The sequence below is a fragment of the Rhodococcus sp. UNC363MFTsu5.1 genome (assembly GCF_000686785.1).
Lineage (GTDB): Bacteria > Actinomycetota > Actinomycetes > Mycobacteriales > Mycobacteriaceae > Rhodococcus_G > Rhodococcus_G maanshanensis.
Window position 1 is genome coordinate 231,582 of record NZ_JMLO01000005.1, and the last position, 22,109, is coordinate 253,690.

23 protein-coding genes are annotated in these 22,109 nt (G+C 70.5%); 1 reads left to right on the forward strand and 22 read right to left on the reverse strand.

Annotation, left to right across the window (positions count from 1 at the left end):
* Positions 1–33 precede the first annotated feature (33 nt).
* The 16 genes from BR31_RS0109420 to BR31_RS0109495 all read right to left on the reverse strand — a co-directional run bounded on the left by BR31_RS0109420 (position 34) and on the right by BR31_RS0109495 (position 14,555).
* A complete protein-coding gene (locus BR31_RS0109420; RefSeq protein ID WP_037176076.1) occupies positions 34–1,323 on the reverse strand; it encodes a HAMP domain-containing sensor histidine kinase in 1,290 nt (429 codons plus the stop codon).
* A 29-nt stretch (positions 1,324–1,352) separates the two neighbouring features.
* Positions 1,353–2,021 carry a response regulator transcription factor gene (locus BR31_RS0109425; protein ID WP_027500743.1) on the reverse strand — a complete coding sequence of 223 codons (669 nt, stop codon included), beginning with the start codon at positions 2,019–2,021 and terminating at the stop codon, positions 1,353–1,355.
* Positions 2,022–2,073: 52 nt separating this feature from the next.
* Positions 2,074–3,549, reverse strand: a complete 1,476-nt coding sequence (locus tag BR31_RS0109430; RefSeq protein WP_027500744.1) for a flavin-containing monooxygenase — start codon at positions 3,547–3,549, stop codon at positions 2,074–2,076.
* Between the two features lie 100 nt (positions 3,550–3,649).
* Entirely contained in the window at positions 3,650–5,860 is a 2,211-nt protein-coding gene (locus BR31_RS0109435) for a heavy metal translocating P-type ATPase (RefSeq protein WP_051637248.1), read from the reverse strand.
* Positions 5,857–6,060: a heavy-metal-associated domain-containing protein gene (locus tag BR31_RS0109440; RefSeq protein ID WP_027500746.1), complete on the reverse strand. Its 204-nt coding sequence runs from the start codon at positions 6,058–6,060 to the stop codon at positions 5,857–5,859. Before BR31_RS0109440 ends, BR31_RS0109435 begins: the two co-directional genes overlap by 4 nt.
* Before the next feature lie 11 nt (positions 6,061–6,071).
* Complete coding sequence (locus BR31_RS0109445) at positions 6,072–6,353, reverse strand: metal-sensitive transcriptional regulator (RefSeq protein WP_027500747.1); 282 nt, start codon at positions 6,351–6,353, stop codon at positions 6,072–6,074.
* 57 nt (positions 6,354–6,410) lie between these two features.
* On the reverse strand, positions 6,411–6,656 hold the full coding sequence (locus BR31_RS0109450) for a hypothetical protein (protein WP_051637249.1): 246 nt from the start codon (positions 6,654–6,656) through the stop codon (positions 6,411–6,413).
* Positions 6,653–7,189 (reverse strand): hypothetical protein, encoded by a 537-nt coding sequence (locus BR31_RS0109455; RefSeq protein ID WP_231496422.1) that lies wholly within the window; start codon positions 7,187–7,189, stop codon positions 6,653–6,655. Before BR31_RS0109455 ends, BR31_RS0109450 begins: the two co-directional genes overlap by 4 nt.
* On the reverse strand, positions 7,182–7,613 hold the full coding sequence (locus BR31_RS0109460) for a hypothetical protein (RefSeq protein ID WP_027500750.1): 432 nt from the start codon (positions 7,611–7,613) through the stop codon (positions 7,182–7,184). The genes BR31_RS0109455 and BR31_RS0109460 overlap by 8 nt, the downstream gene beginning before the upstream one ends.
* 5 nt (positions 7,614–7,618) lie before the next feature.
* Entirely contained in the window at positions 7,619–8,170 is a 552-nt protein-coding gene (locus tag BR31_RS0109465; RefSeq protein ID WP_037176080.1) for a hypothetical protein, read from the reverse strand.
* A gap of 16 nt (positions 8,171–8,186) precedes the next feature.
* On the reverse strand, positions 8,187–9,161 hold the full coding sequence (gene hemB / locus BR31_RS0109470; protein ID WP_027500752.1) for a porphobilinogen synthase: 975 nt from the start codon (positions 9,159–9,161) through the stop codon (positions 8,187–8,189).
* Positions 9,162–9,229: 68 nt separating this feature from the next.
* On the reverse strand, positions 9,230–10,801 hold the full coding sequence (locus BR31_RS0109475) for a bifunctional uroporphyrinogen-III C-methyltransferase/uroporphyrinogen-III synthase (RefSeq protein ID WP_027500753.1): 1,572 nt from the start codon (positions 10,799–10,801) through the stop codon (positions 9,230–9,232).
* Positions 10,802–10,891: 90 nt separating this feature from the next.
* The gene (gene hemC / locus BR31_RS0109480) at positions 10,892–11,908 is read right to left on the reverse strand and encodes a hydroxymethylbilane synthase (protein ID WP_037176083.1); all 1,017 of its coding nucleotides are present in this window, start codon (positions 11,906–11,908) and stop codon (positions 10,892–10,894) included.
* Positions 11,905–13,302 (reverse strand): glutamyl-tRNA reductase, encoded by a 1,398-nt coding sequence (locus BR31_RS0109485; protein ID WP_027500755.1) that lies wholly within the window; start codon positions 13,300–13,302, stop codon positions 11,905–11,907. Before BR31_RS0109485 ends, hemC begins: the two co-directional genes overlap by 4 nt.
* Positions 13,299–14,126: a redox-sensing transcriptional repressor Rex gene (locus BR31_RS0109490; RefSeq protein ID WP_027500756.1), complete on the reverse strand. Its 828-nt coding sequence runs from the start codon at positions 14,124–14,126 to the stop codon at positions 13,299–13,301. Before BR31_RS0109490 ends, BR31_RS0109485 begins: the two co-directional genes overlap by 4 nt.
* Positions 14,127–14,294: 168 nt before the next feature.
* Complete coding sequence (locus BR31_RS0109495; RefSeq protein ID WP_027500757.1) at positions 14,295–14,555, reverse strand: glutaredoxin family protein; 261 nt, start codon at positions 14,553–14,555, stop codon at positions 14,295–14,297.
* Between the two features lie 148 nt (positions 14,556–14,703).
* Between BR31_RS0109495 and BR31_RS0109500 the strand changes: the two genes are divergently transcribed.
* Positions 14,704–15,702: an HAD family hydrolase gene (locus tag BR31_RS0109500; protein WP_027500758.1), complete on the forward strand. Its 999-nt coding sequence runs from the start codon at positions 14,704–14,706 to the stop codon at positions 15,700–15,702.
* A gap of 61 nt (positions 15,703–15,763) precedes the next feature.
* On the opposite strand, the gene BR31_RS0109505 is transcribed toward BR31_RS0109500, so the two are convergent.
* The 6 genes from BR31_RS0109505 to proC form a co-directional block, all read right to left on the reverse strand.
* A complete protein-coding gene (locus BR31_RS0109505) occupies positions 15,764–18,121 on the reverse strand; it encodes an arylsulfatase (protein WP_027500759.1) in 2,358 nt (785 codons plus the stop codon).
* 133 nt (positions 18,122–18,254) lie between these two features.
* On the reverse strand, positions 18,255–19,268 hold the full coding sequence (locus tag BR31_RS0109510) for a lysophospholipid acyltransferase family protein (protein ID WP_027500760.1): 1,014 nt from the start codon (positions 19,266–19,268) through the stop codon (positions 18,255–18,257).
* Positions 19,265–20,332, reverse strand: coding sequence for an NAD-dependent epimerase/dehydratase family protein (locus BR31_RS0109515; protein WP_051637250.1), 1,068 nt, complete (start codon positions 20,330–20,332; stop codon positions 19,265–19,267). Before BR31_RS0109515 ends, BR31_RS0109510 begins: the two co-directional genes overlap by 4 nt.
* 245 nt (positions 20,333–20,577) lie before the next feature.
* Positions 20,578–20,679: a 30S ribosomal protein bS22 gene (locus BR31_RS30995; protein WP_003402602.1), complete on the reverse strand. Its 102-nt coding sequence runs from the start codon at positions 20,677–20,679 to the stop codon at positions 20,578–20,580.
* Positions 20,680–20,900: 221 nt separating this feature from the next.
* Positions 20,901–21,134: a helix-turn-helix domain-containing protein gene (locus BR31_RS0109520; RefSeq protein ID WP_027500762.1), complete on the reverse strand. Its 234-nt coding sequence runs from the start codon at positions 21,132–21,134 to the stop codon at positions 20,901–20,903.
* 125 nt (positions 21,135–21,259) lie between these two features.
* Positions 21,260–22,075, reverse strand: a complete 816-nt coding sequence (gene proC / locus BR31_RS0109525) for a pyrroline-5-carboxylate reductase (RefSeq protein ID WP_027500763.1) — start codon at positions 22,073–22,075, stop codon at positions 21,260–21,262.
* Positions 22,076–22,109 lie beyond the last annotated feature (34 nt).

Below are 22,109 nucleotides of genomic sequence, written 5' to 3' on the forward strand. Positions count from 1 at the left end.
AGATCAGAGCACCGCGCCGAGCCGCAGACGGGCTCACCGGGAGGGTGGCAACCGCACAGTGAAGAGCGCACCGCCGTCGGGTGCGTTTGCCGCGGTGATGACCGCCCCGTGCGCTCGGGCGATCTGCTGCGCCATGGCGAGACCGAGCCCGGACCCCGCGGTGCCCCGCGAGCGCGCCGATCGGTAGAAGCGCTCGAAGACCAGGCCCAGGTCCGCCTCGTCGATGCCGGAGCCGTGATCGCGCACCGTGAGGACGCCGTCCGCCAGGGTGATGTCGACAGCGCCACCGGCCGTGCTGAACTTGGCCGCGTTGTCGACCAGGTTCGAGACGAGCTTCGCCAGCCGTGCGCGGGTCCCGTGCACGGTGTGCTCGCCGACCGAGACCCGGAAGTCGATCTCCGGCCAGTGTGCGCGGGCGGCCTCGACGACCTCCACCACGACGTCGTCGAAGGCCACGTCCTCGGTCGCGATGTCCGGTTCGGATCCCTGTGCGAGATCGACGATGTCGTCGATCAGCGTGCGCATGTCGGCGGTGCTGCGCGCCAGCGCCGCCCGTACCCTGGTGCGCTGCTCCTCGGTCAACCCGTCGCCTCGCGCCAGCAGCTCGGCGTTCGCGATGATCCCCGTCAACGGCGTCCGCAGCTCGTGCGAGGCGTCGGAGACGAGCTGACGCTGAGCGCGGAGGGAGTCGTCGAGGGCGCGCAGCATGGTGTTCATCGATTCGCCGAGTCTCGCCAGCTCGTCGGACCCGTCCACGACGATCTCCCGGCTCGGATCCCGTTCCTTCGCGACCAACTGCGCCTCCCGGGAGAGCCGGGTGACCGGACGCAGCGTGTAACGCGCCACCGCGTAGCCGAGCGCAGCGCTGATCACGATGCCTGCGCCGCACAGCAGCGCGAGAAATCGGGCGATCCGGTCCAGCGCCCGGAATTGCTGATCGGCGCGGACAGCGACCAACAGAGCACCGCCGTCCAGCAGCGGGGTCACGTACATCCGACCGGGAAGGCCCATGAGATCGATGTTCGTCAGGAAGGGATCCGCCTCGCCTCTGATGACCGCATCCACGCCCTCCGGTTCCGGCAGCACGACAGGCTTCTCGTCCACGGTGTCGAGCACCTCGAAGCACGCCGGTGAGGCGAGGGTCGCGCATTCGGTCCCGTCACCCAGGTCCTTGCCCGCGTGCAGCTGCAGCTGCAGTGCGCTCGCCTCCCGGATCAGCCCGAGGTCCAGGCTCCGGTACACCTCACGGGAAGAGATCCAGTAGGCCCCAGCCGCACAGGCGAGCACCACCGCGGCGACGGCGACCGACGTGACGATCGCCATGCGCGTCCTGATGGGCAGGCGACCCCGCGTCACGGCGGCGCCAGCCGATAGCCGAGTCCGCGGACGGTGTGGATGATGCGCGGCTCACCGCCCGACTCCAGCTTCGTGCGGAGGTAGCTGACGTAGACGGCGAGCGAATTGGACTGGGATCCGAAGTCGTGCCCCCAGACCCGATCGGTGATGACCTCCCGCGTCAGCGTCTGACCGGCGTTGGCCATCAACAACTCGAGCAGCGCGAACTCGGTCTGCGTGAAGTCGATGCTCCGACCCGAACGGATGCCGCGGCGGGTCTCCGGGTCGATGGTGAGGTCCCCGAATTCCACGGCAGGCTCGGGGGGCGCCGCCCTGCGCAGCAGCGCCCGCACCCGGGCCGCGAGTTCGTCGATGTCGAAGGGCTTCGGCAGGTAGTCGTCCGCGCCCGCGTCGAGCCCGGCGATCCTGTCGCCCACCTCGGAGCGGGCCGTCAGCACCAGGATCGGGATCCGATCACCCCGCGCGCGCAGCAACCGGCACACCGACAGTCCATCGATTCCCGGCATCGTCACGTCGAGCACCATCGCGCCAAAGGCGTCCTGCCCGAGTGCCGCCAGCGCGGCGCTCCCGTCGCCGACCGATCGCACCTCGTGTCCGTCGAGTTCGAGCGCGGTCACGACCGCCTCGCGCACCGAGGGATCGTCGTCGACGACAAGGATCATCACCCCATCGTGCCCGACATCGGACCGCCCCGGCCAGGACCGGAGTCCGCCGACCTCAGAGGAAGTGGTGGTCGCGCCTGCTCACCCGCCGGGTGCGCAACCAGTACTGCCACGAGAATCCGGGCCACACAGAGTGATTGGTTCCGTTGGCGTCGACATACCAGCTCGAGCACCCGCCCGTGCTCCAGACCGCGGTGGCCAGCCGCGCGTGCAGGTCGTCGTGGAAGGCCGCCTGCGCGTCCGCCCGGACGTCGAGCGCACTCGCGCGCTCGCGATCGACCAGTTCCATCGCCCGCAGCGCGTACCGCACCTGCGACTCGATCATGAACACCACCGAGTTGTGCCCGAGGCCGGTGTTGGGCCCGGTGAGGAAGAACGCGTTGGGCAGGCCCGAGACCGAGATGCCGAGGTGGGTCCGGATCCCGTCGCGCATCCACCGCTCCTGCAGGGTGACCCCGTCGCGGCCGGCGAGGGGAAGTCGGGCCAGCGAGCCGGCGATCCGGAAACCGGTCGCGTACACGATGACGTCCGCCGCACGCCTCGTCCCGTCCGTTGTGACGATGCCCTCCGGCGTGATCTCGGCGATCCCGTCCGCGATCAGCTCCGTGCCCGGCCGGGCCAGCGCCGGGAAGTACTTGTCGGAGCGCAGAATTCGCTTGCAGCCGATCCGGTAGGCCGGCGTCAGCTTCGCCCGCAGGGCAGGGTCCTCGACCTGACGTCGCAGGTGCCGCTTCGCCCGCCACTCCATCGGCCGGGTCAGGGCGTGGCGCCCGTTGAGACCGACGGCCAGGAGTTCGGCGTTCCAATAGGTCAGGCTCCGGACGAGGCCCCGGAGTAACGGCACCCGCCCGACCGTGCGCGCGACCGGCCCGGCCTCCCGGCGCGGCAAGACCCAGGGCGGGGTGCGCTGATACAGCTGGAGTGAGCCGGCAACGGCCGCGATCTCGGGCACCATCTGGATCGCGCTGGCGCCGGTGCCGATGACCGCGACCCGCTTGCCGGTGAGGTCGACGGTGTGGTCCCATCGCGCCGAATGAAACGCGGCGCCGCCGAAGGACGCGGCGCCAGGCGTCTTCGGCACCTTGGGCAGATGGAGGGCTCCGGTTCCGACCACCAGGAACTGCGCCACGAACTCCCGGCCGGTGGTGGTGAACAGGTGCCACCGCCCGTCGACCTCGTCCCAGTGACCGCGCTCGACCTCGACGCCGAATTCGATCTTGTCCCGGAGGCCGTATTTGACGGTCACCTTGCGCAGGTAGCGGAGGATCTCCGGCTGCGACGCCCGGAGGTCGCCCCATGCCTGTTGTTCGAACGAGTACGAGTACAGGGACGACGGCACGTCGCATTCGCAGCCGGGGTAGGTGTTCTCCCGCCAGGTGCCGCCGACGTCCTCGGCCTTCTCCAGCACGACGAAGTCGTCGTGACCGGCGCGGGCCAGGCCTGCCGCCATGCCTAACCCGGCGAAACCGGCCCCGATCACCACCACCCGGGTGTGCCGGACGTCGCCACGACCTGTCCCTGCCTGCTTCACCGATCTCCCTGCCCTCACGCCAACTTGAACAGTGTTCAAGTTGGCGTGGGGTTCACGCAAATCGGCGGGCACCCGCCGAGGCCGGGGAAGGATCCGGCCGTCAGCGGAATCTGCGCAACCGCAGACTGTTGCCCACCACGAACACCGAGGACAGCGCCATCGCCGCGCCCGCGATCATCGGGTTCAGCAGGCCGAGCGCCGCCAGCGGGATGGCCGCGACGTTGTACGCGAACGCCCAGAACAGGTTCGCCCTGATGGTGCCGAGGGTGGCCCTCGACAGCCGGATCGCCTGCGGCACCGAACGCAGGTCGCCGCGCACCAGGGTCAGGTCGCTCGCCTCGATCGCGGCGTCCGACCCGGTCCCCATCGCGAGGCCGACGTCCGCCGTGGCGAGCGCCGCCGCGTCGTTCACCCCGTCGCCGACCATGGCGACGACGGCGCCCTCGCGCTGCAGTCGCGCCACGTGCGCGACCTTGTCCTCGGGCAGGACCTCCGCGATCACCCGGTCGATGCCGACGGTCCGCGCCACCGCGTGCCCGACCTCGGCGCGATCACCGGTCAACAGCACGGGGGTCATGCCGAGCGCCACGATCTGCGCGACCGCCTCGGTGCTGGTGGGCTTGACGGCGTCGGTGACCGTGATGGCGCCGCGGATCGCGCCGTCCCAGGCCACCGCGACGGCGGTACGTCCGGCCGCGAACACGGACCGCAGCTCCGGCGGGATCGGGCCGTCCGGCCGCCCGACGCTGACCCGGACCCCGTCGACCAGTCCGACGACGCCGAGGCCGGGTCGGTTCTCGAACTCCGCCACCGGATGCCGGGAGCCGCCCGCGGCCGCGATGGCCCTTGCCACCGGATGCTCCGACGCGCCCTCGACGGCGGCCGCCAGCGCCAGCACGCGATCGGGGCTCTCGCCGCGCGCCACGACCACCTCGTCGAGCGTCATCCGCCCCGTGGTGACGGTGCCGGTCTTGTCCAGTACGACGGTGTCGATCCGCTTGGCCTGCTCGAGCACCTCGGGCCCCCGAATCAGGATGCCGAGCTGAGCGCCGCGACCGGTGCCGACAAGGAGCGCCGTAGGCGTGGCCAATCCGAGCGCGCATGGGCACGCCACGATGAGCACCGCGACGGCGGCGGTGAAGGCCTCCGTCGCGGCGTGCCCGGTGACCAGCCAGCCCGTCAGCGTCGCCGCCGCGATGACCAGCACCACCGGGACGAACACCGCCGACACCCGGTCCGCGAGCCGCGCTACCGCGGCCTTGCCGTTCTGCGCCTCGGTGACGAGCGCGGCGATGTGGGCCAGCTGGGTGTCGGCGCCGACTTTCTCGGCCCGCACCACGAGTCGCCCGTTGGTGTTCACGGTGCCGCCGACGACGGCGTCACCGTCGGACACCTCGATCGGCACCGACTCGCCGGTGACCATCGACGCGTCCACGGCCGCGGCGCCCTCGAGCACTCGCCCGTCGGTGGCGATCTTCTCCCCCGGCCGCACCACGAATCGCTCACCGACCCGCAACTCGCCCACCGGGATCCGCCGCTCGGCGTCGGCCCGCAGCACCGCCACGTCCTTGGCACCGACCTCGATCAGCGCCCTCAGCGCGGCGCCCGCGCGGCGTTTGGCCCGCGACTCCGCGTACCGGCCCGCGAGCAGGAAGACGGTGACCGCGGCGGAGACCTCGAGATAGATCTGGCCCGACGGGTCGTGCGCGCCCAACCGCAGTGTGAACTCGTGGGTCATCCTGATGTGCCCCGCGGTGCCGAACACCAACGCCCACACCGACCATCCGTACGCGGCGAGGGTGCCGAGCGAGACGAGCGTGTCCATCGTCGAGCTGCCGTGCCTGGCATTCGTCAGCGCCGCCCGGTGGAACGGGTAGCCGCCCCAGAACACCACGAGCGTGGTCAGCGCGAGCGCGATCCACTGCCAGTAGTCGAACTGCAGCGCCGGGATCATCGACAGCGCGACGACCGGGGCGGCGGCGATGGCCGAGATCGCCAGGCGCCTGCCGAGGTGATCCGGCGCCGGTTCCGCTGGCCCGGCAGCGGCGGGGCCCGCCGGCCTCGACACGGCCGCGGAGTAGCCCGCCGCCTCGACCGCGGACACCAGGTCGGCGGGCTGCACGTCCGCCGGATAGCGCACGTGGGCCCGCTCGGTGGCGAAATTGACGGTGGCGCGGACGCCATCGATCTTCGCGAGCTTTCGCTCGATCCGGTTCGCGCAGGAGGCACACGTCATCCCGCCGAGATCGAGGTCGAGCTCCCGCTCGTCGACGGCGACGGCATCCAGCGCATCGGGGCCGGCGGCGATCATGGCGCCAGCTCGTAGCCCGCCTCTTCGACCGCCTCCGCGACGGCCTTCGGGTCGAGCTCGCTCTCACTGGTCACGCGGACCGCCCCAGTGGCCAGGTCGACCTGCACGTCGGTGACCCCGGCGATGGCCCCGACCTCCTCGGTGACCGAGGCGACGCAATGCCCGCAGGTCATGCCCGTGACCGTGTATGTGCTCTGCATCCGCGCGCTCCCTAGGACCGAACGAGGCGGGCGATCGCGTCCGAGGCCTCTTTGACCTTGGCGTCGGCCTCGGGGCCGCCCTTCTTGGCCGCCTCGACCACGCAGTGCGCGAGGTGCTCGTCCATCAGCTTCAGTGAGACCGACTGCAGCGCCTTGGTCGCCGCCGACACCTGGGTCAGGATGTCGATGCAGTACCGGTCGTCGTCGACCATGCGGGAGATGCCCGCGACCTGTCCCTCGATGCGACGAAGGCGCTTGAGGAGGTCGTCCTTCTGCGGGGAGTATCCGTTCATGCCCTTACCATACCCCCCGTGGGTACTAGCCGCCAGGTAGGGCCGCTGTTCGCCCGGTCACTGCGGACCGCCGCGATCCCGCCTCCTGACCACGTCGATCACCAACAACCCGGCCACGATCACCAGCGCGGTCGCCGCCCCGATCCAGGTGCCGGAGTAGTGCGTGCCGGTGAAGGCAGGGGCGCCGTCCATCGCGGGCGCGAAGTCCGAGGTCTGCACTCCCCGGTTCCAGCACCAGACCGCCGTCGCGATCGCGAGCACCGCCAGGCCGAGCTCCACGATCCGCGTCATCCGTTCGCTCATCGCTCACCGTCCTCCGCCTCGTCCGCCTCCGCCTCGTCCGCGACGAGCCGCTCCAATTCGGACCGCAGCCCGTCGCCGTCCCGCGCCCATGCCCGCACCACCGAGCCGTCCCGCAGCCGCAACCCGATCCCCGTACGGCGCCGGGGAACCCCGGACAGCTCGCCGAGCGACGGGGCGCTCTCCCACGGCTCCAGATCCTCCGCGAACGGATCCGCCTCCGGCAGGATCTCGGCGATGTCGGCCACCTCCAGCGTCTCGGCGCCGTTGCGCAGCACCGCCGGGGTGAGCAGCACGCTCGCGTGTCGTCGCGCAGCCACCACCTGAAGGGCGACCAGGCCGGCCAGCAGCGCGGCGAACAGCGTCAACCCGAGCCAGTGCACACCCGAACCGATGATCGCCTCCACCACGAGCACGACCAGGCACAGCGCCGGGCCGAGCGCGACCAGCGACCACCGTCCGCCCGGTTCCTCGAACAGCACCCGCTCGGCGGTGTCGGCCGATCCGGCGTCGCCGTGCGGCCGATCCTCACTCACCGGCAAACCACGCCGCCGAGGACCTCAGGTAGACGAGCGCGCTCGCCACCAGCGCGAGCACCGAGACAATCAGCGTGGGCACCTGACCGAGGCCGGTCGCGATCAGCGCGAGCTGCAGCAGGGCGAACACCGCCGAAAGCGCGACGACCGCCCGCCGGAAGCGCGGATCCCCCGCCCTGGTCGGCCCAGCCATCAGCCCGACCCCGAGCCCGGTGAGCAGCGAGACGGCTCCGGAGCCACGCAGCAGCACGATGAACTCGTCCACGCTGTCGGGGTTCGCGCCGCGCGCCACCAGTTCCTCCCGTATCGCGGTGCCGGGAGACGTCAGCGCGAGCAGTCCGAAGAGCACAAGCAGCGCGGCGCAGACCAGCCACAGCCAGTACGCGATGTCGACGGGGCGAGGACGGGCCTGCGCGTCACCCACGACGGCTACTGCGCCTTCGGCCCGGGCACGAAGTACCGGTTCGACTCGCTCCGGTGCATCAGGATCACCGCGCCGACGGACAGCACCGCCTGCAGGATGCCGGCCCCGCCCGCGACCATCCCGGCCACGCCGCCACCGGCGCCGAGCCCGAACAGCGCCGGGATCGCGAAGAAGACCATCGTCACGCCGATCATGGTCACCAGCATGCGGGCCCAGTTCCTGCCGCTGCGCATCTTGAACACGAACAGCAGGTACAGGCCGGTCAGCGCGAGCCCGAGCAGCGCGGTGACACCGAGCCCGACCAGCAGCAGCCCCTCGGCCGCCGAGGTGCTGATCTCGACCGACGGGTCCTGGGCGTGCACGTCCTTGATCAGCTGATCTGCGAAGGTCTTCCGATCCGCGGCCACCATCGCGAGGGTGGCGAACAGGTTCACCACACCGAGCGCGGCGACCCCACACAACAACTGGAAGGCGGTACCCACGTCGACGGGCGGCACGCGTCGCGCGTCCTGCGCGACGGGGCCGGTCGGGGGCGCTGGCGGCCAGGGGGCGGTCATGGCACCACCGTAACCATCACAACCGGGCGGCGAACTCGGCAGCCCAATACGTCAGCACGATGTCCGCACCCGCGCGTCGGATACTGAGCAGCGACTCGAGCACGGCGGCGTCGCGGTCGATCCAGCCGTTCTGGGCGGCCGCGGTGATCATCGAGTACTCCCCCGAGATCTGGTAGGCCGCAACGGGAACCGTGGACATGTCGGCGACCTCCCGCAGCACGTCGAGGTACGACATGGCCGGCTTCACCATCACCATGTCCGCACCCTCGTCCAGGTCAAGGTCGACCTCGCGCAGCGACTCGCGACGGTTGGCCGCGTCCTGCTGGTAGGTGCGCCGATCCCCGGACAGCGACGACCCGACGGCCTCGCGGAAGGGGCCGTAGAAGGCGGAGGCGTACTTGGCGGAGTAGGCCAGGATGCCCGTGTCCTGACGACCGACGTCGTCGAGACCCTCGCGGATCGCGGCGATCTGTCCGTCCATCATTCCGCTCGGCCCGAGCAGGTGCGCCCCCGACTCGGCCTGCGCGACCGCCATGTCGACGTAGCGGGTCAGGGTCGCGTCGTTGTCCACCCGGCCGTCCGCCGCGAGCACCCCGCAATGGCCGTGATCGGTGAACTCGTCGAGGCAGGTGTCCGCCATGATCACGGTGGAGTCGCCGAGCTCGTCGCGGAGCACGCGGAGGGCCCGGTTCAGGATGCCGTCGGGATCGGTCGCGCCCGAACCGTTGGCGTCCTTGTCCTCGGTCCTGGGGACGCCGAAGAGCATCAGCCCGCCGACACCCGCCGCGACCGCCTCCGTGGCGGCGCGGGTCAGGGAGTCGAGGGTGTGCTGGAACACGCCGGGCATCGAGCTGATCTCGCGCGGCTCGTCGATGCCGTCCGCGACGAACATCGGCAGCACCAGATGCCGTGGCTCCAGCGAGGTCTCGGCGACCAGTCGACGCAGCGCCGGGGTGGCGCGCAGGCGCCGGGGACGTTCGGCGGGAAAGATGGATGCCCTCCTTCGTCGGGCCTGTGAGTCCTTCTGGCCCGCCTGGGGACCAGAAGGACTCACGGGCGTCAGCGCCTGCGGGACTTCTTACGCGGGGGCGGCAGCGCTCCCTCGGCGCGCAGCCGGGCGGCGTGCTCGGCGAGCGCCTCCACCAGCGGGCCGACCTGAGCGGTCTCGGGCTGCACGTCGACCCGGAGGCCGAACTCGATCGCGGTCTCCGCGGTCTTCGGCCCGATGCACGCCACCAGCGTGCGGGCGTGCGGCTTGCCTGCGATGCCGACCAGGTTGCGCACGGTCGAGGACGAGGTGAAGCAGACCGCGTCGAACCCACCGGTCTTGATCATCTCGCGGGTCTCGGCCGGCGGCGGCGCTGCCCGGACGGTGCGGTAGGCCGTGACGTCGTCGATCTCCCAGCCGCGCTGGCGCAGGCCCTCGGCCAGGGTCTCGGTGGCGATGTCGGCTCGGGGCAGCAGCACCCGGTTGACCGGGTCGAACACGTCGTCGTACGGCGCGAACTCGGCCAGCAGGCCCTCGCTGGACTGCTCACCGGACGGCACCAGCTCGGGGTTGATGCCGAACGAGCGCACCTTGTCCGCGGTGGCCTCGCCGACGCAGGCGATCTTCACGCCGGAGAACGCGCGGGCGTCGAGCCCGAACTCCTCGAACTTCTCCCAGACCGCGCGCACCGCGTTGGTGGAGGTGAAGACCACCCACTGGTAGCGACCGTCGACCAGACCCTTGACCGAACGCTCCATCTGCGCCGGGCTGCGCGGCGGCTCGACCGCGATGGTGGGCACCTCGATGGGGATGGCGCCGTGCGTGACGAGGCGATCGCTCATCTCGCTGGCCTGCTCCTTGGTGCGCGGCACCAGGACGGTCCAGCCGTACAGGGCGCGCGACTCCCACCAGGACATCTTGCTGCGCTGGCTGACCACCTTGCCGACGGTCACGATCAGCGAACCGACCAGCTCCGAGCCCGCCTCGTTCAGCGTCGCGAGGGTGGCCTCGACGGTGCGCTGCTGGCAGGTGGTGCCGCGAACGGTGATCGCGGCGGGCGTCTGCGGGGCAAGGCCGTTCTCGACCAGCTCGCTCGCGGTCTCCGCGAGGTGGCCGGCGGTCGCGTGCAGCACCAGCGGTCCCGGTGCCGCGGCCAGCGCGGCCCAGTCGACCTCGCCGCGCACGTCGACCTCGGTGTGACCGGAGCCGAGCGGCATGCCCGCGTAGCTCGGGACCGCGGATCCGGCGGGCAGGCCGGGCAGGATCTCGAACTGCACCTGGGTCCGCGCCACCGCGGTGACCTCGGCGATGACCGAATCGGTTGTGAGCGGGTCGCCGGAGACCAGGCGGACCACGTCGTGCCCGTTCTTGGCCTCGGCCACCAGGGTCTTGGCGACCTCGGCCGGCTCGCCGAGCGCGGGGCGCACCTCGAAGGGCGGGTTCTCGGGGTCGATCTCCTCGCCCTTGCCCAGCAGGCCGGTGCCGACCAGCGCGGTCACGCCCTTGTCGACGTCGGGGTCCGTGAACGCCAGGGTGGCGGCGGCGAGGACGTCCCTCGCCCGGACGGTGAGCAGCGCCGGGTCGCCCGGGCCGGAGCCCACGAACAGGATCCGTCCGGGGGTGTTCTTGCGGACTCGGCTCATCGGTTGTTCTCCAGTGCGTTCATGTGTCGAGCAATGTCAGGGACGTGGGAAATGGCGCGCGGTTTCGAGGAGCGCGCCGGAGGAAATGGCTCACTCATCGGTTGGGCCGCCCTCCATCTCGCGTTCGGTCGCCGCGCCCATCAGGGCGCGGGCGCCCAGGTCCAGCAGTTCGCGGGCCACCTCGCGGCCGAGCTCCTCGGCGCGGTCCGGCGGTCCGACCGTCGAGGCCCTGATCGAATCGGATCCGTCGAGCGCGGCGGCACAGCCCCGCACCGACAGCTCGTCGAACACCCGGCCGTCGTCGTCGATGGACTCCACGATCTCCGCGATCGCGCCGACCGGGGCCGTGCAGCCTGCCTCGAGTTCGGCCAGCAGCGCGCGCTCCGCCGTGACGGCGGCGCGGGCGCCTGCATCGTCCAGCTCGGTGAGGATGGCGATCAGCGCGGTGTCACCCGCGCGGCATTCGACGGCCAACGCGCCCTGCGCGGGGGCTGGCAGCATCTGCACCGGCTCCAGCGACTCGGTGATCACGTCGAGCCTGCCGATCCGCGAGAGCCCCGCCCGCGCGACCACGACCGCGTCGAGCTCGCCGTCGGCGACCTTGCCGATCCTGGTGTCGAGGTTGCCGCGCAACGGCTGGATGTCCAGGCCGAGCCCGAGGGCGCGCAGCTGGGCGATGCGCCGCGGCGCGGAGGTCCCGATCCGGGAGCCGGCAGGCAGCTCACCGAGCACCATCCCGTCGCGTGCCACCAGCGCGTCGCGCGGATCCTCGCGTCCGGGCACGGCGGCGATGACGACGCGCTCGTCGGGCGCAGTGGGCAGGTCCTTGAACGAGTGCACGGCAATGTCGACGTGTCCGGCGGCGAGCTCCTCGCGCAGCGCGGCGGTGAACACGCCGACGCCGATCTTCTCGACCGGGCCGGAGAACTGGTCGCCCGCGGTCTTGACGATCACCAGCTCGGCGGGGTGGCCTGCGGCGATCAGCGCGTCCCGGACGGTGCCGGCCTGAGTGGTGGCCAGCAGGCTGCCCCTCGTGCCGATGCGCAGGGTGGCCGCGGGGGTCTGCTCCGCGGTGGTGTCCCTGGTGGATGCGGCGGTTGCACTCATGACTGCATCCCCTTCCATACGTCCATCGCCTCGGCCTGGTGGCCTGCTGTGAAGTCGTCCACGAGCTCGACCGTGCGCGTCTCCATCGGTGTCGCGACGGCCTCGGCGGACCCGGGCGTCAGCTCGAACAGCTCACGCAGCGCGGCCGCGTAGGAGTCGCCTCCCGGCGCGCTGGCCAGCTGCTTGACCCGCACTGTCGGCGCGTGCAGCAGCTTGTCGACGACGCGGCGCACGGTACGCGCGACCTCGTCGCGTTGCGGATCCTCGAGCCCGGGCAGTCGGGAGTCGAGCCGCAGCAGCTCGGCCTCCACCACATCGGCGGCGCGCTGGCGAAGGGCGGTCACGGTCGGGGTGACCTCGGCCAGACGCTGTCCGGCCAGGTAGGTGGCCAGCTCACCGGCGACGATCTCGCGGGCGGCGTCGGCATCGGCTGCGGCCGCACCGGCGGCCGGATCGCGCTGCAGGGCCGCCATGTCGAGCAGGCTCACGCCGGGCAACCCGGCCACCGCGGGCTCGACGTCGCGGGGCAGGCCCAGGTCGCAGATCACCAGCGGCCGCTGCGCGGAGTCCCGCTTCGCCAGCGCGAGATGCGCATCGGCGAGGGTCACCACGGCACCGACCGCGCCGGTACAGGTGACCATCACGTCCGCCTCGGCGAGCGCCGTGGAGAGATCACCCAGCTCGACGGTGTCGGCGGCGACCCCTGCGGCCCGCGCGGTCTCGGCAAGGCGCTCGGCCCGCTCCCTTGTGCGGTTGGCGACGATGATGCGACCGATCCCGGCCCTGGTCAGGTGCGCGACGGACAGCCCGCCCATCGAGCCTGCGCCCAGCACCATCGCGGTGCGCCCGGCGAGCCCGTCGCCGAGCAGGGCCGAGGCCTTGTCCAGCGCGACCGAGACGACGGACGCGCCCGCCCGGTCGATGCCGGTCTCGGAGTGCACCCGCTTGCCGACCCGCAGCGCCTGCTGGGCCAGCTCGTGCAGCACCCGGCCCGCGGCCTGCTGGTTGTCGGAGGTGGCGTACGCGGTCCGGATCTGGCCGAGGATCTGCTGCTCACCGACCACCATCGAGTCGAGCCCGCTGGCGACCGCGAACAGGTGCTCGGCGGCCGCCTCGCTGTAGCGCACATACGCGTGCTTGGTGAGGTCAGCGAGGTCGAGGCCGGAATGCGTGGCGAGCAGCTCCCCCACGTCGGCGAGCGCGCCGTGGAAGGCGTCGACCACCGCGTAGATCTCCACCCGGTTGCAGGTGGAGACGATCATGACCTCGGAGATGTGATCGGAGGCCACCATCTTGTCGATCAGCTTCGGCCGATCCGTGTCGCCGACGGCGACCCGCTCGAGGATGGAGACGGGAGCGCTGCGATGCGAGATCCCGACCAGGAGAACACTCACGGTGCCATCACCGATCCATTCGTTGTCGAACCCGAGCCTGACGAAGCCGAGCGTGCCGTGCGGAGTCCCACCGCCGCCGATGCCGCGGCCGGCTCGGTTTCGGCGTTGCGGGCGCTGTGGAAGGACAGCACCTGCATCTCCACGGCGAGATCCACTCGGCGGATCTCGACGTGTTTCGGGACATCGAGCGGCGAGGCCGCAAAGCTCAGGATGCAGCGCACACCGGCATTCACCAGCAGGTCGCACACCTCCTGGGCAGATTCGTCCGGGGTCGCGATGACCCCGATGGTGGCGTCCAGCTCGCGGCACGCGGCCTCGAGCTCGGCGACGTCGCGAACGGTCAGCGCGTCGACGGTACTGCCGATCCGGTCGGGATTGCGGTCGAACAGACCGACCATCGTGAATCCGCGACGGCCGAACCCGCCGTACCGGGCCAGGGCCTGCCCCAGGCTGCCGACGCCGACCAGCACCACCTGGTGGCCGCGGTCCAGCCCGAGCGCGGCCTCGATGCGGGCGCGCAGCTTGGTGACGTCGTATCCGACGCCGCGGACCCCGTTGGGGCCGAGGAACGAGAGGTCCTTGCGCAGCTTCGCGGAGCCGACACCGGCCGCGGTCGCGAGTTCCTCGCTGGAGACGATGAGGGTGCCGTCGTCGGCCATCACACCGAGCACCCGCAGATAGGTGGCGAGCCGGGTGACGGTGGCCTGCGGCAGGTCCCGCACCGTCGTGTCCGCGCGGGCGACCTCGGCACCAGGACGAGACGTGTTCTCAGCCCCTGCGACGCCACGGGCAGAGAACCCATGCGGCTGGTGCTGTTCGGTCACGTTGGTGGCTCCTCGTCCGGCCATGCACATGGCCGGTTCTCACGCTGATCCGGGGGGACTGTTCACACCACGGTAACTGCTTGTGAACCCATGCACAAAGTCGCCGGATTCCGAATTCACCCGCTGCGACCTGCGAGGTGTCCGGTTGCGGAGGGGGTCAGGTCGGCCTCAGATTGTCAAATCCGATCGCAGCCGAGGCTCGTCGACCTCCCAGTAACTGTGCTCACGGCCGTCGAGCAGCACAACGGGCAGCCGGTCGCCGTACTCGGCGCGCAGCTCGGGATCGGTCGCCGCGGCCACGTCGACGTCGACCGATTCGAGTTCGAGGCCGAATTCCTCACACAGTCGCAGCAGCTGTGTGCGCGCTACGTCACAGGAGCCGCAGCCGGCCCGGGTCAGCAGGGTGATGGTGTGTGCGGGGTCGGTCATGGGTCCACTGTGCCACCGTCACCTGCGCCTTCCGCCGGCCACCCGCGGAGACGCAAGTCACAGCGGCCACGCGGGCGGCGATCCACCGGGTGCGCCCTCGATGCTGGGGATAGGGTGGGCCGCAGTTGGACGAACACAGGAGGTATGAGTGCCTGGTCGATCTGGTCCGACCGGCTCGGGAGTGGGCGCCGGATGGCTCGACGCCAAGCGTCCCCGCCGACGCGGCAGGAACCCCTTGGGGCCCAGCGACGCCCAGCTGCGGGCCAGCCTCGCGGGTGAGGCCAGCGCGGACGCGGCCATCGCGTTACACGAGGCGGCGACGAGCGAGGCCGAGGCAGGCGGCGAACTCGGCGCCCGCGAGACCGAGGGCGGTGTGCCGCTCGACCTGACCGCGGCGGCGTTCTTCGACGTGGACAACACCATGGTCCAGGGCGCCTCGATCATCCACTTCGCCCGTGGCCTGGCCGCCCGCAAGTACATCTCGCTCGCCGACATGGCCAGGTTCGGCTGGCAGCAGCTCAAGTTCCGGGTGACCGGCAAGGAGAACAGCGACGACGTCGCCAGCGGCAAGGAACGCGCGCTGGCCTTCATCGCGGGCCGCGAGACCGCGGAGTTCTCCCGCCTCGGCGAGGAGATCTACGACGAGCTGATCGCCGACAAGATCTGGCCGGGGACCAGGGCGCTGGCGCAGATGCACCTCGACGCAGGCCAGCAGGTGTGGCTGGTGACCGCGACCCCGGTGGAACTGGCCCAGGTCATCGCGAAGCGGCTCGGGCTGACCGGCGCCTTGGGAACCGTCGTCGAGAGCGAGGACGGTAAGTTCACCGGCAGGCTGGTCGGCGACATCCTGCACGGCGCGGGCAAGGCGCACGCCGTCCGCACGCTGGCCGTGCGCGAGGGCCTGAACCTCAAGCGGTGCACGGCGTACTCCGACAGCCACAACGACGTGCCGATGCTCTCGCTCGTCGGCACCGCGGTCGCGATCAACCCGGACGCCGACCTGAAGGAACTCGCCCGCAACCGCGGCTGGGAGATCCGGGACTACCGCACCGGGCGCAAGGCGGCGAAGATCGGGGTACCGACCGCCCTGGCGCTCGGCGCGGTCGGTGGCGCGCTGGCCGCCGTGATCAGCCGCCGCAAGCACTGAAACAACTGTGCGCGATTCGTACCCCGGTCGGGGTACGAATCGCGCACAGGCGGCGCAGCCGCTACTCCCGGGACAGCATGGCGGCGGCCGCGCGTTCGAGGTCGACGTATGTCTCGCCGCTGACGTCCACGACCACCCGGTTCAACGTGCCGCCTGCGAAGGCCCACGGGGCCGCACCCGGATAGTCGTCGGTGACCGGCTCGCCGTCGTCGCGACCGATGGTGAGCCCGGTGCCGCCCAGCCCGAACACGCCCGGCTGGGTCCGGATCCGACCCTCCCCGACCTTCCGGTCGCCGTGGTAAAGGCTCAGCAGACCGCGCGCGGTGCCCGGCGGGTCCTCGCCGTCCTTGTCGAACGAGGCGCCGAGGATCACCCGGTCGCCGATCGGCAGCTCCTCGGTTGCGCTGATCAGCTGCTGCTCGCTGCCGAGGAAGTTGTAGACGTAGTGCAGCCGGTTGTCCCGCACGTACAGCGCGTGCCCGCCGAAGCGACCGCCCTGCGCGAACAACACGCCCGACGCACCGCGCTCGGGCAGGGCCACCAGCGCCCCGAGCGAGTACGAGCGGTTGCGCACGGCCACCGCCACCGACTCGGGCACCGCGGCGCCGCCGGGCCGGTACACGTAGCGGGTGCGCAGCGGGGCAGGCCGCGGTCGCGGCGTCATGAGGATCTCGACCGGATACCGGTCGTCGAGCGGCAGCGCCCTGTTCGCGCCCGCCTCGTGGAACCACAGTCCGATCAGTTCCGCGAGCCTGCCCGGCTCGGTGTCGGCGAGGTCGTGCAGCTCGGTGCGGTCGACGTCCGTGTGGTAGAGCTCCCAGGTGTCGTCCTGGAAATGACCCCAGCCGCTGATCGCCGGGTGGGTGGTGACGGCCTTCCAGCCGTCGTGCCAGATGCCGCGGGTGCCGAGCATCGAATAGAACTGGGTGTGCCGGGCGCTGGGGATCCCGGCGGTGTCGAAGCTGTAGCGCATGCTCACGCCCTGGATCGGGTGCTGGGTGTAGCCCTTGACCGTCTCCGGCATCTCGATGCCGAGGCAGTCGAGCACCGTTGGCATCACGTCGATGGCGTGGTGGTACTGGTCCCGGATCTCACCGCGGGCGGCGATCCCGGCCGGCCACGAGATGACGCACGGATCGCAGGTACCGCCGTTGAACGAGTAGCGCTTCCACATCTTGAACGGGGCGTCGAGAGCCATCGCCCAGCCGTTCGGGTAGTGGTTGTAGGTCCGGAAGCCGCCCAGTTCGTCGAGCATGGCCATGTTCTCGGCCAGGTCGTCGGGCACGCCGTTGAAGAATTTGTTCTCGTTGACCGAGCCGTTCGGGCCGCCCTCGCCACTGGCACCGTTGTCGGAGACCAGCACGACGATGGTGTTCTCGAGCTGCCCGATGTCCTCGAGGTAGTCCAGCAGGCGCCCGATCTGGTCGTCGCAGTGCGAGACGAACCCGGCGTAGACCTCGGCCATCCTCGTGAACAGCCGCCTCTCGTCGTCGGAGAGCGTGTCCCATGGCCGGGTGTGATCGAGCATCGGGAACGGCTGGCCGTCGGGTCCGCGGCGGGACTCGGGGGTGCCGATCGGGTTGAGCGGCGGCAGCTCGGTCTCGGGCGGGACCAGGCCCATCTCCTTCTGCCGGGCCAGGATCTCCTCGCGCATCGCCTCGTAGCCGCCGTCGAACCGGCCGCGGTAGCGGTCCGCCCACTCGCGCGGCACGTGGTGCGGAGCGTGCGCGCAGCCCGGCGCGTAATAGAGGAACACCGGCCGGTCCGGCGCGATCGTCTTCACGTCGTCGATGAACTCGATGGCCCGGTCGGTGATGTCGACCCCGAGGTGGTAGCCCTCCTCCGGCCGGGCGGGCGGTTCGACCGGGTGGTTGTCGTGGACCAGGTCCGGGTGCCACTGGTTGGTCTCGCCGCCGAGGAAGCCGTAGAACCGCTCGAAGCCCCTGCCGATCGGCCAGCTCGCCTTGCTGGAGGCCAGGTTCATCTCGTCGGCCGCGCACAGGTGCCACTTGCCGACCATCGCGGTGCTGTAGCCCCGTTCGACGAGCACCTCGGCGAGGGTGGCGCATTCCCCTGGGACGTGGGCGTTGGCTCCGGGGAACCCGATCGACGCCTCGCTGATGCAGCCCATGCCGTTGACGGTGTGGTTGCGGCCGGTGAGCAGGCAGGAGCGGGTCGGCGAGCACAGGGCGGTGGTGTGCCACTGGCTGTAGCGCAGCCCGCCCGCCGCGATCCGGTCGATGTTCGGCGTCTCGATCGGGCCGCCGTAACAGCTCAGCGCCCCGAAACCCAGGTCGTCGAGCACGATGTAGAGCACGTTCGGTGCGCCCTGCGGCGCCCTCGGCTGCTCGTACGGGCCCCAGTCGGGAACCGAGTCCCGAATGTCGAGGTTGGTGATACCGCGGAATGACCTGGCCATGGCGTGGCTCCCTGTCGAGGCCCCTTTTCCACCAAAGCACAATGGCCGGGCGATCACCAGGTCCGATCCGGGGATCCGGGACCGCGACGCGGGTTCACCTGCCGGGCAACCGATCCCGGACGATTCCCGCCGATCAGCCCAGGAACACGTTGCGCCGCTTGGCGAGCAGCCGGTACAGGGTCTGCTGAATCGTCTCCCTGACGTGGTCGGTCAGCTCGAAGGTCACCATCGGGTCCTCCGCGCACACCGCGTCGTAGGAGTCGGTCGGGATCGGCTCGCCGAACTCGATGTACCACTTCGACGGCAACGGGATCAGCCCCAGCGGACCCAGGTGCGGGAAGAACGGCGTCACCGGGAAGTACGGCATCCCCAACAGCCGCGCCAGCGACTTGAGGTCGCCGATCTTCGGGTAGATCTCCTCCGAGCCGACGATCGAGCACGGCACGATCGGGGCGCCGGTGCGCAACGCGGCGCTGACGAACCCGCCCCTGCCGAAGCGCTGCAGCTTGTACCGCTCGCTGAACGGTTTGCCGATCCCCTTGAATCCCTCGGGGAAGACCGCCGCCACCTCGCCGGTCCGCAGCAGCCGCTCGGCGTCCGGGTTGCACGCCAGGGTGTGTCCGGCCTTACGCGCGATGTTTCCGACGACCGGCATCTCGAAGGCGAGATCGGCCGCGAGCATCCGCAGCGGGCGATGGGCCGGATGGTGGTCGAACATCGCAACCGAGGTCATCAGCCCGTCGATGGGGACAACGCCCGCGTGGTTGGCGACGACCAACGCCCCGCCCTCGGCGGGCACGTTCTCGATTCCGCGCACCTCGACGCGGAACCAGCTCTCGAACAGCGGCCGGAGGATCGGCAGCCAGACGTTCTCGGTGAAATGCGGGTCGAATCCGAACTCGTCGACCTGGTAATCGCCGGTGAGCCTGCGACGGAGGAACTCCGCGATCGCGACCACCGGGTCGGCGACCAGGTCCCTGGCCGACTCGAGCACCACAGCGGGCAGTGACGGCGACGCCTGCTGCGGCACGCCGAACAGCGGGCGCGGCTCGGGCAGGGACTCGCCTCCCTGCTGCCCGGCTGGCGCGGGCCGGGCACGCCGCCCTGCCGCGTCGTGCAACGGGATCACCTTGGCCACATCGCTCATCGCTGCTCTCCCCCGACTCCGACCAATTGCTGTACCCGTGATTCGACCGACCGCAGCCAGTCCTCGCTGACCATCGGGCTGATCCCGGCCCCGTTGATCAGATCGTCCAGTCCCTGCATCGTCGTCCACCGCGGCTCGAAGCCCAGTTCCGCCCGCATCCGGCCGGTGTCGAATCCACACCCGAAGTGGAAGTAATCGAGCTGCTCCTTGGTGAAGTCCCGCATCGAGGGCCCCATCAGCGCCCGCCCGAGGGTCCGGAACAGCTGCGAGGGCACCGGCACCGCGAGACCACCCGCCCGCCTGACCGCCTGCGAGAGCATCACGACGCCGTCCGCGGCGATGTTGAAGGTTCCCGCGGGCCCGGAGACCGTCGCGAGCTCGAGCGCGGCCAGCGCGTCCTCCTCGTGCAGGAGTTGCATCCGGGGGTCCCGGCCGAGGACCGTCGGCACCACCGGCGAGTTCAGGTACCGCGACACGGGCCCGCTCATCCGCGGACCGATCAGCGGCGCCATCCTGAGCAAGGTGACCGCGATCTCGGGCCGCCTGCGCCCGAGGCTGCGCGCGTATCCCTCGATCTCGATGATGTCGCGCGCGAAGGCGCCGCGCGGGGGCGTGCGGGCGCTCATCTCCTCGGTGAACTTCGCCGGGTCCCGCGCGCTGCCGCCGTAGACCGCGCCGGACGAGCGCACCACGACCTTGCGGACGTCGGGGGACTTCTGGCACACCGCGAACAACTGCATGGCGCCGAGGACGTTCATGTCCTTCATCGCGGCCCGGCTGCCGGACTTCGGGGCCTTCGGGATCGAGGAGGCGTGCACAACGGTGTCGACCCTGGCGTTGCGGATCACCTTGCCGATGAGCGGGTTCCGGATGTCGGCCCGGACGAACTCCGCGCGCCCCATCCGCCGCAGCATGTCCTTGCTCGGGGACACGGCATCGACGGCGATGACCCGCTCGATGTTCGGATCCTGCGCGAGCCGGGCCACCAGGTATCCGCCGAGGAACCGGCTCGCGCCGGTCACCAGGACAACACCAGGCGGCTGCACTCCGCGTTCGCTGACCACTACCTCCACACCCCACCCCTGCCTGTCGGGTCTCACCTGCGAGCCTAGCCACACCCGGCTCGGACCGCACGGTTCTTAACGAGTCCGAAACACCTGTTTACCTGCAATTTTACGGCTGACAGTGCAAGATATTCACCCACCCGATGCTGGACGTACGCCTAGTCCACCCCGAATGCAGCGATGCCCGCCACCTGTCGGTGACGGGCATCGGAGGGACTGGGTCCCACACCTGCGAACTCGGCGACTTACTTACCGAGCTTCCTACGCTGCACTCGCGTCCTGCGAAGCAGCTTGCGGTGCTTCTTCTTCGACATGCGCTTGCGTCGCTTCTTGATCACTGAACCCATAGCGGGTGTCCCTCACGTTCTTCTCTAGCGGTCCTGCGCACGCCGGTTACGTACGCGTGCGTTACGAATCTGGCGCTCGGCCTCGTATCTGCTAACCCAGCGCCTGATGACACCGGCTGGCTGGCACGACAAGTCATCATCGTACCGGTGCGGCCTCGCTCCGCAGAAACCGAGCTTCCATTCGCCCCCGGACACCGCGTCCGGGAGGACGTCCGGACCGGTCAGCCCGCGTCGAAATACGAGGTTTCCAGGTAGTCGTGCACCGCCTTCGCATGCACTCGGAATGACCGGCCCACCCGCACCGCGGGCAGCTCGCCGTTGTGCACCAACCGGTACACCGTCATCTTGGAGACCCGCATCAGCGTCGCCACCTCGGCGACGGTGAGAAACTGCGTGCCGCCGACCATGGGTTGACCGTCGGGGTTGGACCCCTTCGACTTACTTGTAGACACCATTAATCCACATACCTCCGGCACGTCTCGCGCCGCCGGCTTCCCCTCCGGCGGAACAGACACGCACGTGCTGTAATCAGCTTAGCGGGACAGATGGGGTTACAGCGACGGGTGTGGAGTACCAATATCTATTCGGTACCCCCGCCGAGAACGGCGGACCTGCTCTTCGCCGCCACCAGCGCCTCGTAGAAGGCGGTCCTGACCCCGCCCCGCTCGAGCTCGCGGAGCGCGGCAGCGGTGGTGCCACCCGGCGACGTCACGGCGGCGCGCAGGTCCGTGGCGGACTCGCCGGACCGGTCGAGCATGGCCGCCGAACCGACCATCGTCTGCACGACCAACTCGGTCGCGGTCGCCCGGGTCAGGCCGATGCCGACACCCGCGTCGACCATCGCCTCGGCGATCAGGAAGAAGTAGGCGGGCCCGGACCCGGACACCGCGGTCACCGCATCCATCTGCGATTCCGGCACCGCGACCACCTTGCCGACCGACGCCAGGATGTCGGTGACCAGCGCGAGGTGCTCCGGCTTCGCGTAGCGCCCGCCTGCGATCGCGCTGACGCCCTCGCCCACCAGCATCGGCGTGTTGGACATCACCCGCACCACAGGGAAACCGGCGGGCAGCTTGGCCTCGTAGCGGGAGGTCGGCAGGCCCGCCGCCAGCGTGACCACCAACTGCTCACGGTCGCCGTCCAGATCGACCGACGCCAGCTCGGCCATCACGGAATCGACGTCGTTCGGCTTGACCGCGATGACCACGACATCGGCACCCTCGGCGGCATCCGAGATCGTGGTCGCCCTGATCCCGAACAGGGCCGTCAGCTCGGCCGCCCGCGCGGCGAAGGACTCCGCGACCACCAGGTCCTTCGGCGCACGACCCGACTGAAGCAGACCCGCGATCAGCGCCTCGCCGATCCTGCCGCCACCGATCACTGCAATTCTCGTCATGCCCGCAAGCCTGCCATGCAGCCGTCGGGGGGCA